At 69.5% G+C, this 12,347-nt stretch carries 13 protein-coding genes; 6 read left to right on the top strand and 7 right to left on the bottom strand.

Features of this window, described 5'->3' with window-relative positions:
• Positions 1 to 53: 53 nt before the first annotated feature.
• The 3 genes from EI982_RS09255 to EI982_RS09245 form a co-directional block, all read right to left on the bottom strand.
• Complete coding sequence (locus EI982_RS09255; protein ID WP_157689429.1) at positions 54 to 290, bottom strand: hypothetical protein; 237 nt, start codon at positions 288 to 290, stop codon at positions 54 to 56.
• Between the two features lie 47 nt (positions 291 to 337).
• Complete coding sequence (locus tag EI982_RS09250) at positions 338 to 1,297, bottom strand: AEC family transporter (RefSeq protein WP_157689428.1); 960 nt, start codon at positions 1,295 to 1,297, stop codon at positions 338 to 340.
• Positions 1,298 to 1,363: 66 nt separating this feature from the next.
• The gene (locus EI982_RS09245) at positions 1,364 to 2,053 is read right to left on the bottom strand and encodes a phosphoribosyltransferase (protein ID WP_157689427.1); all 690 of its coding nucleotides are present in this window, start codon (positions 2,051 to 2,053) and stop codon (positions 1,364 to 1,366) included.
• 87 nt (positions 2,054 to 2,140) lie between these two features.
• Between EI982_RS09245 and EI982_RS09240 the strand changes: the two genes are divergently transcribed.
• The 3 genes from EI982_RS09240 (at position 2,141) to EI982_RS09230 (ending at position 6,075) form a co-directional block, all read left to right on the top strand.
• Complete coding sequence (locus tag EI982_RS09240) at positions 2,141 to 3,043, top strand: PhzF family protein (RefSeq protein ID WP_157689426.1); 903 nt, start codon at positions 2,141 to 2,143, stop codon at positions 3,041 to 3,043.
• A gap of 147 nt (positions 3,044 to 3,190) precedes the next feature.
• Positions 3,191 to 5,470, top strand: coding sequence for a phosphoenolpyruvate synthase (gene ppsA / locus EI982_RS09235; RefSeq protein ID WP_157689425.1), 2,280 nt, complete (start codon positions 3,191 to 3,193; stop codon positions 5,468 to 5,470).
• Positions 5,471 to 5,523: 53 nt separating this feature from the next.
• Entirely contained in the window at positions 5,524 to 6,075 is a 552-nt protein-coding gene (locus EI982_RS09230) for a YqaA family protein (protein ID WP_199243775.1), read from the top strand.
• A 3-nt stretch (positions 6,076 to 6,078) separates the two neighbouring features.
• On the opposite strand, the gene EI982_RS09225 is transcribed toward EI982_RS09230, so the two are convergent.
• Positions 6,079 to 7,047: a glutathione S-transferase family protein gene (locus EI982_RS09225; protein WP_157689424.1), complete on the bottom strand. Its 969-nt coding sequence runs from the start codon at positions 7,045 to 7,047 to the stop codon at positions 6,079 to 6,081.
• Between the two features lie 114 nt (positions 7,048 to 7,161).
• Between EI982_RS09225 and EI982_RS09220 the strand changes: the two genes are divergently transcribed.
• Complete coding sequence (locus tag EI982_RS09220) at positions 7,162 to 8,088, top strand: sulfide-dependent adenosine diphosphate thiazole synthase (protein WP_157689423.1); 927 nt, start codon at positions 7,162 to 7,164, stop codon at positions 8,086 to 8,088.
• Positions 8,089 to 8,100: 12 nt separating this feature from the next.
• Positions 8,101 to 8,859 carry a DUF7001 family protein gene (locus EI982_RS09215; protein ID WP_157689422.1) on the top strand — a complete coding sequence of 253 codons (759 nt, stop codon included), beginning with the start codon at positions 8,101 to 8,103 and terminating at the stop codon, positions 8,857 to 8,859.
• Here the strand turns inward: EI982_RS09215 and EI982_RS09210 are convergent, their stop codons facing one another.
• Genes EI982_RS09210 through dcd form a run of 3 tightly spaced genes read right to left on the bottom strand, consistent with a single transcriptional unit; the run spans position 8,860 to position 11,056 of the window.
• Positions 8,860 to 9,540: a class I SAM-dependent methyltransferase gene (locus EI982_RS09210; protein WP_157689421.1), complete on the bottom strand. Its 681-nt coding sequence runs from the start codon at positions 9,538 to 9,540 to the stop codon at positions 8,860 to 8,862. It lies immediately after the preceding gene.
• Positions 9,537 to 10,478 (bottom strand): thiamine-phosphate synthase family protein, encoded by a 942-nt coding sequence (locus EI982_RS09205; RefSeq protein ID WP_157689420.1) that lies wholly within the window; start codon positions 10,476 to 10,478, stop codon positions 9,537 to 9,539. The genes EI982_RS09210 and EI982_RS09205 overlap by 4 nt, the downstream gene beginning before the upstream one ends.
• On the bottom strand, positions 10,475 to 11,056 hold the full coding sequence (dcd, locus tag EI982_RS09200) for a dCTP deaminase (protein WP_157689419.1): 582 nt from the start codon (positions 11,054 to 11,056) through the stop codon (positions 10,475 to 10,477). The genes EI982_RS09205 and dcd overlap by 4 nt, the downstream gene beginning before the upstream one ends.
• A gap of 143 nt (positions 11,057 to 11,199) precedes the next feature.
• Here dcd and citZ point away from each other — a divergent pair, with 143 nt between their 5' ends.
• A complete protein-coding gene (gene citZ, locus EI982_RS09195; protein WP_157689418.1) occupies positions 11,200 to 12,336 on the top strand; it encodes a citrate synthase in 1,137 nt (378 codons plus the stop codon).
• Positions 12,337 to 12,347 lie beyond the last annotated feature (11 nt).

The raw sequence follows: 12,347 nt of genomic DNA, 5'->3' as shown, positions 1-12,347 counted from the left end.
GGTCCGGCGAACCACCGGCAACCAGTTACAATAATCCGTATGAGGGCGTCGCTCTACTCCCGTACCGGGAGCGTATCCGTGACGACCAGGACGATGAACAGTCCGAGGACCGCGAGCAGGAACACCGCGACACGCACGTCGAGCAACAGGTCGGCGAGGGCGACGAGGCCGGTCTCGTGGGCGAGTTCGATCGTCTCGCGTTTGGCGACCGGGTACGGGGGGATGTGGACCGCCGTCAGGACCGTGACGACGGCGACGAGCAACCAGTCGAGACCGTCTCTATCGCGCATTCGTCCGGAGTGGGACGGCCGGTGGCTTAAACGTCGCGGCCCGATTATCAGACGAGCAGTCCGGATTCGAGCAGCGCGATCAGCACCGTCAGGATCGGGACGCTCAGGAGCGTCGTGACGAGGACGGTCGTGCTGACGTACTCGGCGACGGAGAGGCCGTTGCCGGCGGATTCGCCGCCGAACTCGACGACCAAGAGGAGGGGGGTGATGGCGGCCGGCGTCGCACATTCGAGAACGAACGTGCGCGCGACGGTGGTGTTCTGGAAGCCGACCAGGAGCGCGATGCCGGCGCCGACGAGGGGGGCGACGCCCATCTTCAGGACCGTCGCCTTGCCGACGCTCGACAGCGCCGCACCGTAGTCGGTGTCGGAGAGTTGGATACCGAGGATCAGGAGCATCATCGGAATGGAGGCGTTGCCGACGAGTTCGAGCGTCGCCATCGCGGTGCTGCCGGCGGGGGGGACGACGCCGAGATAGCGTGCGAGGAGGGCGGCGGCGACGGCGTAGACGAGCGGGATCTTGAGCGCGCGCTTCATGCCGCCGAGCCCGCGTGTGCCGCCGCTCCGCTGGGCGACGTAGATGCCACCGGTGTAGAGCAGGACCGACTGGACGGTCAGGTAGATGACGGCAGTGCTGCGGCCCTCGGGGCCGAACGCGAACTCCGAGAGCGGGATGCCGTAGTTGCCGGAGTTGGGGAAGGCACTCACGAGGACGAGCGCGCTCAGGACGGGTTCGGACTCGCCGGTGAGGCGGCCAACGACCTCCGCGAGGACGACCATCGTGACCAGGTAGGCCGCGGTGGCGACGCCGATGCGGGCGAGCGTCGATCCCCCGAAGGTCGCCGTGGCGATGCTGTGGAAGATGAGCGCGGGGACGAAGACGTACACCGTGATGGTGTTGAGCGGGCCGATGTCGATATCGCGGAGGCGCCCGATGAGTACGCCCACACCCGCGAGGGTGATGATCGGAAGGATCGCGGTCGCGAAAATCGAGAGCAGCGAACTCACGTGGCCTCCTCCCGATTCGGTCGACGGTGCCGGCGGTGGCGGGCCGTCGGAGTCGTCCGGGACACGTTACGCGAGTCGCCAGGCGTCGCCCGCGGACTCGACGACGCCGCGGCGCTCCATCTCCGCGAGCACCTCGTCGAGGCGGTCGGGCTGGGCGATCTCCATCTCGATGCGCCGGACGTCGTGGTAGTCGGCGAGGGACGACCGGATGTCGTCGCGTTCGAAGGTGTCGTCGTCGGCCCGCTCCATGACGCCCTCGATCAGGTCGATCATGTCCTCGATGAAGTTCCACGGGTAGACGATCCAGGCCCACTCGTCGAGGCGTTCGCCGACGAAGTCGGGTTCGAACTCGCTGGTGTGGAGGAGTTGGAGGGTCGCGGTCCGCACCGCGTCGGGGTCGCGGCCGGCGACGTACTCGTGGGCGTGGCGGAGCGACTCGCCGGTGTCGGCGATGTCGTCGACGATCAGGACGTCCTTGCCCTCGACGCTCCCTTCGGGCATCGGGTAGCGCACCTCGGGGTCGGCGCCCTTGGCCGCGGTGCCGACGTAGTGTTCCATCTTCAGGCTGGTGAGGTCGTCGAGGCCGAGGAAGTCACAGCAACACCGGCCCGCGAACCAGCCGCCGCGGGCGAGCGCGACGATCACGTCGGGGTCGAACTCCGCGGCCCGCACTTCGTCGGCCACGTCCCGGCAGAGGCCGTAGATGTACTCCCAGTTGGTGATCGTACAGGTGAACTCGTCCGGGAGGTCGCTCATGGCGGCGACTCCGACGCCCGGGGTGTAAGGGTTTACGGGACGCGGTGGGGCAACAGGGTCTTGTCGCCCGCGGTGCAGGTCCGTGGCATGGACACGTACCGGACCCTGTTGATCGACGCGTTCGCCGCCGAACCGCTCGCGGGCAACGCGGCCGGACTCGTCCCCGACGCCGACGGGCTCACCGACGACCGGATGCGGGCCGTCGCCCGTGAACTCGGGGCGAGCGAGACGGCCTTCCTCACGCCCGACGCGGACGACGCGGACCGCCGGATCCGCTATTTTACGCCGACCCAGGAGGTGGACCTCTGTGGACACGCGACCGTCGCGGCCCTCGCCTTCCTCCACGAGGAGGGCGCCCTCGACGCCGGCGAGGGGTCGCTCCGGACGAACGTCGGCGTCCTCGACGTCGCGGTGACGGACGACGGCGTCGCCTGGATGACACAGGACGACCCGTCGGTCGAGACGGTCGATCTGGATTACGACCGCGCGGGCGAGGCGCTCGGGATCGATCCGGCGGCACTCCGCGACGTGGGGGCGGACCTCCCCGCCGCCGTCGCCTCGACCGGCCTCCCCTTCCTGACCGTCCCGGTGAACTTCCTCGAACACCTCGGGAACGCCGACCCCGACATGGACGCGCTCGACGCGCTCGCGGCCGATCACGGCGCCACGGGTGTCTACGCGTTCACCTTCGATACGCTCGACGCGGACTCGACGCTCCACGCGCGGATGTTCGCGCCGGGGGCCGGCGTCCCGGAGGACCCGGTGACGGGCACCGCGAGCGGGGCCTGCGGGGCCTACCTCCGTGCCGTCGACGCCTTCGACGACCTGCCGGACGAGATGCGTTTCGAACAGGGCCACTTCGTGGACCGGCCGGGGCTGGTCCGGGTGCGGGTCGACGAGGACGTCCGCGTGGGCGGGCGTGCGGTGACGGCGCTCGACGGGTCGCTCGCGGTTCCGTCGACCGACGACGACGACATCCTGGAGGCGTAGTCGCGCCCGGGATCGACGGATCGAACCGAAATGCCGAAAACGGGGCTGTGAGTGGCTCAATCGGCAGTTAAGCCGTCCGGATCGGACGGCCGTAGTTGCACGGTTCGAAACCTTCTTTACGCCACTGGCGGGATTCGTGCGTACGAAATGGCTGTAGCTTGGCTGGAGGACGTGCGGTCTACCGACCTGGGGACGGTCGGTGGGAAGGCGGCTTCGCTCGGCGAACTTACCGAGGCTGGGTTGCCCGTGCCGCCGGGATTCGTCGTCACGGCCGGCACCTATCGGACGTTCATCGAGGAAGCCGGTATCGACGAGGAACTGTTCGGGGCAGTCGACGTCGACAGCGAGGACTCGTCGGCGCTCGCGGCGGCACACGAACGCGCCCACGAACTCATCATGGAGACGGAGGTTCCCGAGTCGGTACGCGAGGAGATCCTCGACGCCTACCGGACGGTCGGTGACGGCGAGGCGTTCGTCGCCGTCCGTTCGTCGGCGACGGCGGAGGACCTTCCGGACGCCTCCTTCGCCGGGCAACAGGAGACGTTCCTCAACGTCACCGAGGCGGACCTCATCGAGCGCGTCAAGGAGTGTTGGGCGTCGCTGTTCTCCCAGCGCGCCATCTACTACCGGAACCAGCAGGGGTTCCCCCACGACGAGGTCGACATCGCGGTGGTCGTCCAGCAGATGGTCGACGCCGAGAAGAGCGGCGTGATGTTCACCAGCCACCCCTCGACGGGCGATCCGCGGATCATCATCGAGGCGGCGTGGGGGCTGGGCGAGGCGGTCGTCTCCGGCGCCGTCTCCCCCGACAACTACGTCGTCGACCGGACGACGAGCGAAGTCGAGACGGCGACGGTCGCCACGAAGAAGGTGATGCACGTCAAAGACGAGGCGACCGGCGAGACGGTCGAACGCGACGTGCCCGAGGACAAGCGGGACCAGCGCGTGCTCACCCAGCCCGAAATCGAGCGGCTGGTCGAACTCGGCGAGACGGTCGAGGACCACTACGGCGAGCCACAGGACGTCGAGTGGGCGGTCGTCGACGGCGAGGTGTACATGCTCCAGTCCCGTCCGATCACGACCATCGACGAGGGCGAGGCGGCCGAGGAGGACGAAGACGACGAGGGGGACGGCGACCACCTGCTCTCCGGACTCGGCGCCAGTCCGGGCACCGTCAGCGGCCCCGTCCGGGTCGTCACGAAACTCGATCACCTGGATCAGGTGAGTCAGGGCGACGTCATCGTCACCGAGATGACGATGCCCGACATGGTCCCCGCGATGAAGCGGGCGGCCGCCATCGTCACCGACGAAGGCGGGATGACCTCCCACGCGGCCATCGTCTCCCGCGAACTCGGCGTCCCGGCGGTCGTCGGCTCGGGGAGCGCGACGCGGGTCCTCGAGGACGGCCAGGTCGTCACCGTCGACGGCGAGATGGGGACGGTTCACGAGGGACGTCTCTCGGGGACGGCGGAGGCGGACGTGCCGGCCGCCAACCCCGGGACCGACGACGACTCGGCGCCTGCGGCGGCGACGCCCAACCCCGTGACCGCCACCGAGGTGAAGGTGAACGTCTCCATCCCCGACGCGGCCGAGCGGGCGGCGGCGACCGGTGCCGACGGCGTCGGGCTCCTGCGGATCGAACACCTCGTCCTCTCGCTCGGGAAGACGCCGGAGCGGTACATCGAGGACGAGGGTTCGGAGGCCTACGTCTCGGAGCTCACGGACGGTATCCGACAGGTGGCCGAGGCGTTCTACCCCCGGCCCGTCCGGGTTCGCACCCTCGACGCCCCGACCGACGAGTTCCGACAGCTCGAGGGCGGCGACGAGGAACCCCACGAACACAACCCGATGCTCGGCTACCGGGGCATCCGGCGCAGCCTCGACCGCCCCGAGGTGTTCGAACACGAACTGGAGGCGTTCAAGCGCCTCTACGAGATGGGCTACGAGAACCTGGAGATCATGTTCCCCCTCGTCAACGACGGTGAGGACGTGGCCAGCGCCCGGGCCCACATGGAGGCGGTCGGCATCGACCCCGACAAACGCGAGTGGGGTGTGATGATCGAGACGCCCGCTAGCGCCATCGGCGCCGACGACATCGTCGACGAGGGCGTCGACTTCGTCTCGTTCGGGACGAACGACCTCACACAGTACACGCTCGCGGTCGACCGCAACAACGAGCACGTCTCGGACCGGTTCGACGAACTCCATCCCGCGGTGCTCGAACTGATCGGCGACACCATCGACGTCTGCCGGGCGGCGGACGTCGACACGAGCATCTGTGGACAGGCCGGCTCCCATCCCGACATGGTCGAGTTCCTCGTCCGCAAGGGGATCACCTCGATCAGCGCCAACATCGACGCCGTCGGCGACGTCCTGGAGACGGTCGATACGGTCGAAGAGCGCATGATCCTCGACGCGGTGCGGTAACGACCCGCGGTCGAACCTGAAAGACTTACGTCGGCCCCCTCCGAGGGTGAGGTGTGGACCCGTTCGTCCCCCTGCTCTCGGTCGACCTCCTCGGGTTCGAGTGGCTGTCGCGGTTGGTCCGCTCGGCGACCGGATGGGGCGGACTCGTCATCATCTTCGTCTACTCGTTTCTCATCGCCTTCGCGCTCCCGGGAGTCAGCGAAGTCGTCCTGCTCGCACCCCTCGATCTGGGCCTGCCGACCGAGCTACGACTGGCGCTGATCATCCTCGTCTCGGCGCTCGGCAAGGCCGCGGGCAGCGTCTTCGCCTTCCACCTCGGCCAGGAGGCCAAGGAGTCCGGACCGCTGATCCGCTGGCTCCGGCGCTCCCGGTTCGACGTGATCGCGTGGTCGGAGCGACGCACGGTGGAAATCGCCCGCCGCTGGGGCTACGCCGGCCTCGCGCTCGCGCTCTCGGTGCCTTTCTTCCCCGACACGCTCTCCATCTACGCCTTCGCGGTGCTGGAGGAGGATTACGTCCGCTTCGCCGCCGCGACGTTCGCGGGGAGTGTCGGCCGACTGCTCGTCACGCTGGCGCTGAGCGCGGGCGTGGTGGCGGTGATCTGAGGGCTACTGCAACGCCGCGGGCGGGCCGCCGGGCAACCGGTCCCGGTCGTGTCCCTCGGTGAAGTCGATGTCGGGGCCCGTCGGCACCAGTCGTTTGGGGTTCACGTCACCGTGGCTGACGTAGTAGTGCCGGACGATGTGGTCCACGTTGACGGTGCGCTCGATGCCGGGCGTGGTGTAGAGGTCCTTCGTGTAGCCCCAGAGGTTGTCGTACTCGTGGATGGCCCGGCGGTTACACTTGAAGTGAGTGTGGTAGACGTGATCGAAGCGCACGAGCGTCGCGAACATCGCGAGGTCGGCCTCCGTGAGTCGGTCGCCGGCGAGGTAGCGCTGGTCCGCCAGCAGGTCGTCGTACCGATCGAGCGCGTCGAACAGTTCGTCGACGGCGCGGTCGTAGGCCGCCTGCGAGTCGGCGAAGCCGGCGCGGTAGACGCCGTTGTTGATCGGGTCGTAGACGTCCTCGATCAGGCGGTCGACCTCGTCGCGGTAGCCCTCGGGGTAGAGGTCCACGTCCCGGGTCGCCAGCTCGTCGCCCGCGACGTCTAACATCCGCATGATCTCCGCGGACTCGTTGTTGACGATGGTCTCCCGCTCCCGGTCCCAGAGGACGGGCACGGTCACCCGTCCCGTGTAGTTCGGGTCGGCGCGGACGTAGATATCCCGGAGGTACTCCTCGCCGTACAGCGGGTCGGGGTGGGCCTCGGAGAACTCCCAGCCCTGGTCGTAGCGCTCGGGCTGGACCAGCGACAGGGAGATGGCGTCGTCCAGTCCCTTGAGCGCGCGGGTCATGGCGGCCCGGTGTGCCCAGGGACACGCCCGGCAGATGTAGAGATGGTAGCGTCCGGCCTCGACCGGGAAGGCCTCGTCCGGACCGATCCGGTCGCGGAACGTCGTCGTCTGGCGCTGGAACTCGCCGTCGTCGTCGGTGGCGTAGTCGGTGCCGACCCACTCGCCGTCCACGAGGCCACTCATCGCGGCATCACCGTAGCGGTCATCGACCGGGATAGGGCGTCGACGGCGAAAAGGGTTGGGCGGTTCGGCGCGGTCGCAAAGTATAACCACCACCCGATGATACTACTGAGTGGTATGTCTTCGTACGAGCAGTTCAGTCAGGTCGGCGAGGCGGACGTAACCCGGGCGATCGGTCAGGAGTGGACCGAGGAGTTCATGGACTTCTCGGACTCCGACGTCCTGATCGTCGGCGGCGGTCCCTCGGGGCTGATGGCGGCGAAGGAGCTCTCCGAGCGGGGCGTTAAGACGATGGTCGTCGAGAAGAACAACTACCTCGGCGGCGGGTTCTGGCTCGGCGGCTTCCTGATGAACAAGGTGACCGTCCGGGACCCGGCCCAGGACGTCCTGGAGGACCTCGACGTGGATTACAAGCCCGCCCAGGACACCGAGGGGCTGTACGTCGCCAACGGGCCCGAGGCGTGTTCGGGACTGATCAAGGCCGCGTGTGACGCCGGCGCCAAGATGCAGAACATGACGGAGTTCACCGACATCGTGATCCGCGAGGATCACCGCGTCGGCGGCATCGTCATGAACTGGACGCCGGTTCACGCGCTGCCCCGGGAGATCACCTGCGTCGACCCAATCGCCGTCGAGGCGGACCTGGTCATCGACGCGACGGGCCACGACGCCGTCGCCATCTCCAAACTCGACGAGCGCGGCGTCCTCGACGCGCCGGGCATCCAGCACGCCAAGGAGCACAACACGGGCATGGACCAGACCGGCGACGACTCCTACGGGGCGCCGGGCCACGACTCGCCGGGCCACGACTCGATGTGGGTCGGCGAGAGCGAGGACGCGGTCGTCGAACACACGGGCTTGGTCCACGACGGCCTGATCGCGACGGGGATGGCCGTCGCCACCACCTACGGCCTGCCGCGCATGGGCCCGACCTTCGGCGCCATGCTCGTCTCGGGGAAGCGCGCCGCCCAGGCCGCCATCGACGAACTCGGCGTCGACGCGCCGGACGTCGAACTCACGTCGCGGGCGCCCGCCGACGACTGATCGGGCGTCCCGATGGTCGACACCGTCACGCTCTATCGCGCCCCGACGACGCCCGCGGACGCCGACGCCATCGCGGACTGGCTCCGCGACCGGATCGGCGCCGAGGTGCGGGTGCGCGACCGGCTGCTGTCGACTGCTGCGGACGACGACCTCCCCGAGGAACTGGCGGCCGCCCGCGTCACCGACCCCTACGAGCGGGCGACGGGCAACACGATGCTCGGCATCGTCCGGTACGAGGAGCGAGCGCTCGACGATCCGGAGCGGGCCGGGGGCGTCGTCTACGACGGGCTGGCGGTCCAGCGGGCGCTGAACGCTCGCCTCCCCGGGGAGCGGGGGCTGGATCACCTGCATCTCCCCCTCCTCGACCGCGTGATCGGCACCTGGGGCGACCACGACGGCCGCTGGCACAAGCGGGTGGCCGTCCTCGGCCAGCCCGCCCTGCTCTCTGTCCCGGGCCTCTACGAGGCGCCGGCCAAGCCCGAGGCCTACTACGAGGCGAAGAGCAAACACGCCCTGATGACGGGCGACGCGCCGCCCCGCGAGGTGCTGGAGGCCGAAATCGAGGGCGACTTCCTCGTCGCCGACGACCCGCGGACGACCGAGGCGCTGAAGGGGTACGCCCTCGCTGCGGTCGACCTCCTGGAGACGGGGACGGCCTTCTGTGACGACGAGCGGTGTCGCCTCCACGACGCCCACCGCCAGCCGGGGGTCGTGCGGGCACAGCTACGCGATCCACCCCTCTGCGAGCGACACGCGGCCCGGTACGGGTAGTCACCGCCCGCCGGCGCTCAGGTAGGCGAACCCGCCCATCCGCGTCCCGTGGGAGGTCGAGGGGCAGCGTTCGAGGAGCGTCCGGTGTGCGCCCGCGACCCGGCGGTCGAGGACCCGTGCGGGCGGGTCGTCGTGGTGGTCGCGGGTGCCCGGCGGCGCCGTCGTGGCGACGACGACGCCGAACAGCGGGTTCAGCGGGCGTCCGGGGAGCCGGTGGCTCCGAGCGAGATCCAGGAGCGCGATCCGCGAGGGGTCGAGACCGTCGAGCCACCCGTCGACCGTCGCCGCGGGGTCGGGGAGCATCCCCACGAGGAACGTCGCGAGGACGGCGTCGGCGCCGTCGAGCGGGAGGCGCGTGGCGTCGCCCCGGCAGACGGCCACGTTCGTCCACCCCTCGCGGGCGACGAGGGCCCGGGCCCGTCGCACCGCACCGGGCGCGAAGTCGACGCCGACGACGGTCCCGTCGGGGCCGACCCGGTCGCGGAGGAGCAACAGGTTCGCCCCCGTCCCGCAGCCGACGTCGACGACGGTGTCGCCGGGGGAGAGATCGAGCCGCGCGACGGCGGCCCGGCGGAGGCGACGGATCCCGGGTGCCCGGCGCGCGAGGCGGTCGTAGACGCCGGCCCACCGGGAGTAGAAGGTCTGGGCGGCCGCCGCGCGGTCGGGGTCGGGCGTCGTCATTCCCGGCAGTGGTCCCGGACGATCCGGGCCACCGTGGGGGCGTCGGCCCCGAGGACGTAGGTGATCGGCTCGATGCCGAAGCCGCCGGTCTGGTAGAGGACGAAGGGCGCGTCGGGGTCGGCCTCGCGGACGGCCTCGACGACGCCCGGCCGGGCCGCCTCGTCGTCGTGTGTGTCGTCCCCAGATCGATCGTCTTCGACGTCGAACTCGACGGTCGGATACCCGGCCGCGTGCAGGCCCTCGATCAGGGCGGGATCGTAGCGGAGGTTGAGGGCGCCCCGGACGGCGGCGCCGGCGGCGCGTGCCGACAGCAACACCGAGGCGACGTGTTCGCTGACGCCGAACTCGGGGTCAGAGGGCACCGTCGCGGTGCCGCGGACGTCGAAGATGCGGCCGGGGACCGCCGCCACGTCCTCCACGTCCGCGGCGTCGGGCAGACACTCCACCAAGTTCGAGCCGACGTTCGGCACGAGGCCGGCAAAGCCCGAGGTGTTCCGAAGGATCCGGAGTCCCCGCCGCACCGACGACCGGACCTCCTCGGTCGTCCGTACGGTGCTCTCGGGGTCGTGGACGTCGAAGTCGCCGCCGTGTTCGCGGAGTTCGGGCATGGCCTCGCGGTGGCGCTCGGCCAGGAGGTCGCCGTCCTCGAGTTGGCGGATCAGCACTTCGACCTCGACGAGCGCCTGGACGCGACTCATGTCGCCGGTCGCCAGCCCGGCGCCGACCCGTTCGACGAGGTCACGGACCCGCTCGTCGGCGCTGATGGCGTCGCTCGTCGCCACCTCGCCGTGGGCGTACTTCGAGACGGCCGACTGGGAGATGCCGAGCGCCTCGGCCACCTCGCGCTGGGTGAACCCTCGGTCCCGGAGATCCGCCGCGAGCATCGAGCGGACGGTCGGGAGGAACTCCTCGACGACTACCTCCTCGACGAACTTCATGACTCGAACTCGGGGTCGTCCCCGATGCGAGAGGCCTGGGGGCCACGCTGGTCCTGGTACTTCGAGCCGCGGTCGCTGCCGTAGGGCCGGTCGGCCGGCGAGGAGAGTTCGGTGAAGACGAGTTGGGAGACGCGCATGCCGGGCGTGAGCGCGACGGGTGCGGTCCCGAGGTTCGACAGTTCGAGGGTCACCTGGCCGCGGTAGCCGGGGTCGACGAAGCCCGCGGTGGCGTGGACGACGACCGCGAGGCGGCCGAGCGAGGAGCGCCCCTCGACGTTGGCGACGAGGTCGGGGGGCATCTCGATGCGCTCCCGGGTCGTCCCGAGGACGAAGTCGCCGGGGTGGAGGATGAACTCCTCGCCGTCCGGGACGACCGTCTCGGCGATGTAGTCGCTGACTTCCCCCTCGTGAGTGGGGTGGATACAGGGGATGTTCGTCCGCTGGAACTCGAGGAACTCCGAGCCCAGTCGGAGGTCGACGCTGGCGGGTTGGACCTGCTGGTCGACGTCGTCCAGCGGGTCGATCACGAGGTCACCCTCGCGGAGTCGAGCGAGGATGTCGGTGTCCGAGAGGATCATACATAGGCCGTAGCGCCGAGCGGTAAAATCCCCCCGGTCGGCGGGACGCCCCCTCCGGGCGTCCGGCGACCGACGCGCCTGACCTGACGGGATCGTGAGGTAAACGGCAACGCTTTTTTGAGACGGTTCGAAACCGCTTGGGTATGTCTGATGAGGTCAAACGGGGACTGGAGGGCGTCGTAGTCTCCGAGTCCCGGCTGAGCTACATCGACGGCGACGCCGGCGAGTTGGGCTACCGCGGGTACGCCATCGAGGACTTCGCACGCCGGGCGAGCTACGAGGAGGTGCTGTCGCTGCTCTGGAACGGCGAGTGGCCGACCCGCTCGGAACGCGACGCCTTCGCCGCCCGACTGGCCGACCAGCGGAACCTCGATCCCGACGTCTACGACCTCATCGCGAACCTCGCGGAGCGGGAAGTGGACCCGATGGCGATGCTGCGGACGGTGCTCTCCGCGCTCTCGGCGTACGACGAGGACGCCGACGCCGCGCCCGACGACCGCGAGGCCAACATGGCCAAGGGCTGTCGGATCACCGCCAAACTACCGACGGTCCTGGCGGCGTTCGCCCGGCTTCGCGACGGCGACGACCCCGTCGACCCCCGGTCGGATCTGGATCACGCCGCGAACTTCCTCTACATGCTGAACGACGAGGAGCCCGACGAGGTGGCCATCGAGACGTTCGACACCGCGCTCGTCCTGCACGCCGACCACGGTCTGAACGCGTCGACGTTCTCCGCGCTGGTGACGACCTCCACCATGTCCGACCTGCACAGCGGCGTCACCAGCGCCGTCGGGACGCTCGCCGGCCCGCTCCACGGCGGCGCCAACCAGAACGTCATGCGGATGTTACAGGAGATCGACGACAGCGGGAAGGGGCCCCGCGAGTGGATCGAGGACGCGGTCGACGGCGGCGAACGCATCCCCGGCTTCGGTCACCGCGTCTACAACGTCCGCGACCCGCGGGCGGCCATCCTCGAGACGTACTCCGAACGTCTGGGCGAGACGGTCGGGGACCCGCGGTGGTACGAGTACTCCGTCGCCATCGAGGAGTACATGGCCGAGGAGAAGGGACTCGCGCCCAACGTCGACTTCTACTCGGCGTCGATGTACTACCAGATGGGCATCCCGGTCGACCTGTACACCCCCATCTTCGCCCTGTCGCGCGTCGGCGGCTGGATCGCCCACATGCTCGAACAGTACGAGGACAGTCGCCTGATCCGGCCCCGTGCGCGCTACGTCGGCGACCGCAACCGCGAGTTCGTTCCCATCGAGGAGCGATAGCCGAACGGCCG

Origin of the sequence: Haloplanus salinarum, assembly GCF_009762275.1 — an archaeon.
In the GTDB taxonomy this organism is placed as follows: Archaea; Halobacteriota; Halobacteria; order Halobacteriales; family Haloferacaceae; genus Haloplanus; species Haloplanus salinarum.
This window is presented reverse-complemented; position numbering and strand designations above follow the sequence as displayed.

Coding starts and splice junctions, on each gene's coding strand:
- EI982_RS09255 (WP_157689429.1), bottom strand. CDS start 290: ATGCGCGATAGAGACGGTCTCGACTGGTTGCTCGTCGCCGTCGTCACG.
- EI982_RS09245 (WP_157689427.1), bottom strand. CDS start 2,053: ATGAGCGACCTCCCGGACGAGTTCACCTGTACGATCACCAACTGGGAG.
- EI982_RS09240 (WP_157689426.1), top strand. CDS start 2,141: ATGGACACGTACCGGACCCTGTTGATCGACGCGTTCGCCGCCGAACCG.
- ppsA (WP_157689425.1), top strand. CDS start 3,191: ATGGCTGTAGCTTGGCTGGAGGACGTGCGGTCTACCGACCTGGGGACG.
- EI982_RS09225 (WP_157689424.1), bottom strand. CDS start 7,047: ATGAGTGGCCTCGTGGACGGCGAGTGGGTCGGCACCGACTACGCCACC.
- EI982_RS09220 (WP_157689423.1), top strand. CDS start 7,162: ATGTCTTCGTACGAGCAGTTCAGTCAGGTCGGCGAGGCGGACGTAACC.
- EI982_RS09215 (WP_157689422.1), top strand. CDS start 8,101: ATGGTCGACACCGTCACGCTCTATCGCGCCCCGACGACGCCCGCGGAC.
- EI982_RS09210 (WP_157689421.1), bottom strand. CDS start 9,540: ATGACGACGCCCGACCCCGACCGCGCGGCGGCCGCCCAGACCTTCTAC.
- EI982_RS09205 (WP_157689420.1), bottom strand. CDS start 10,478: ATGAAGTTCGTCGAGGAGGTAGTCGTCGAGGAGTTCCTCCCGACCGTC.
- dcd (WP_157689419.1), bottom strand. CDS start 11,056: ATGATCCTCTCGGACACCGACATCCTCGCTCGACTCCGCGAGGGTGAC.
- citZ (WP_157689418.1), top strand. CDS start 11,200: ATGTCTGATGAGGTCAAACGGGGACTGGAGGGCGTCGTAGTCTCCGAG.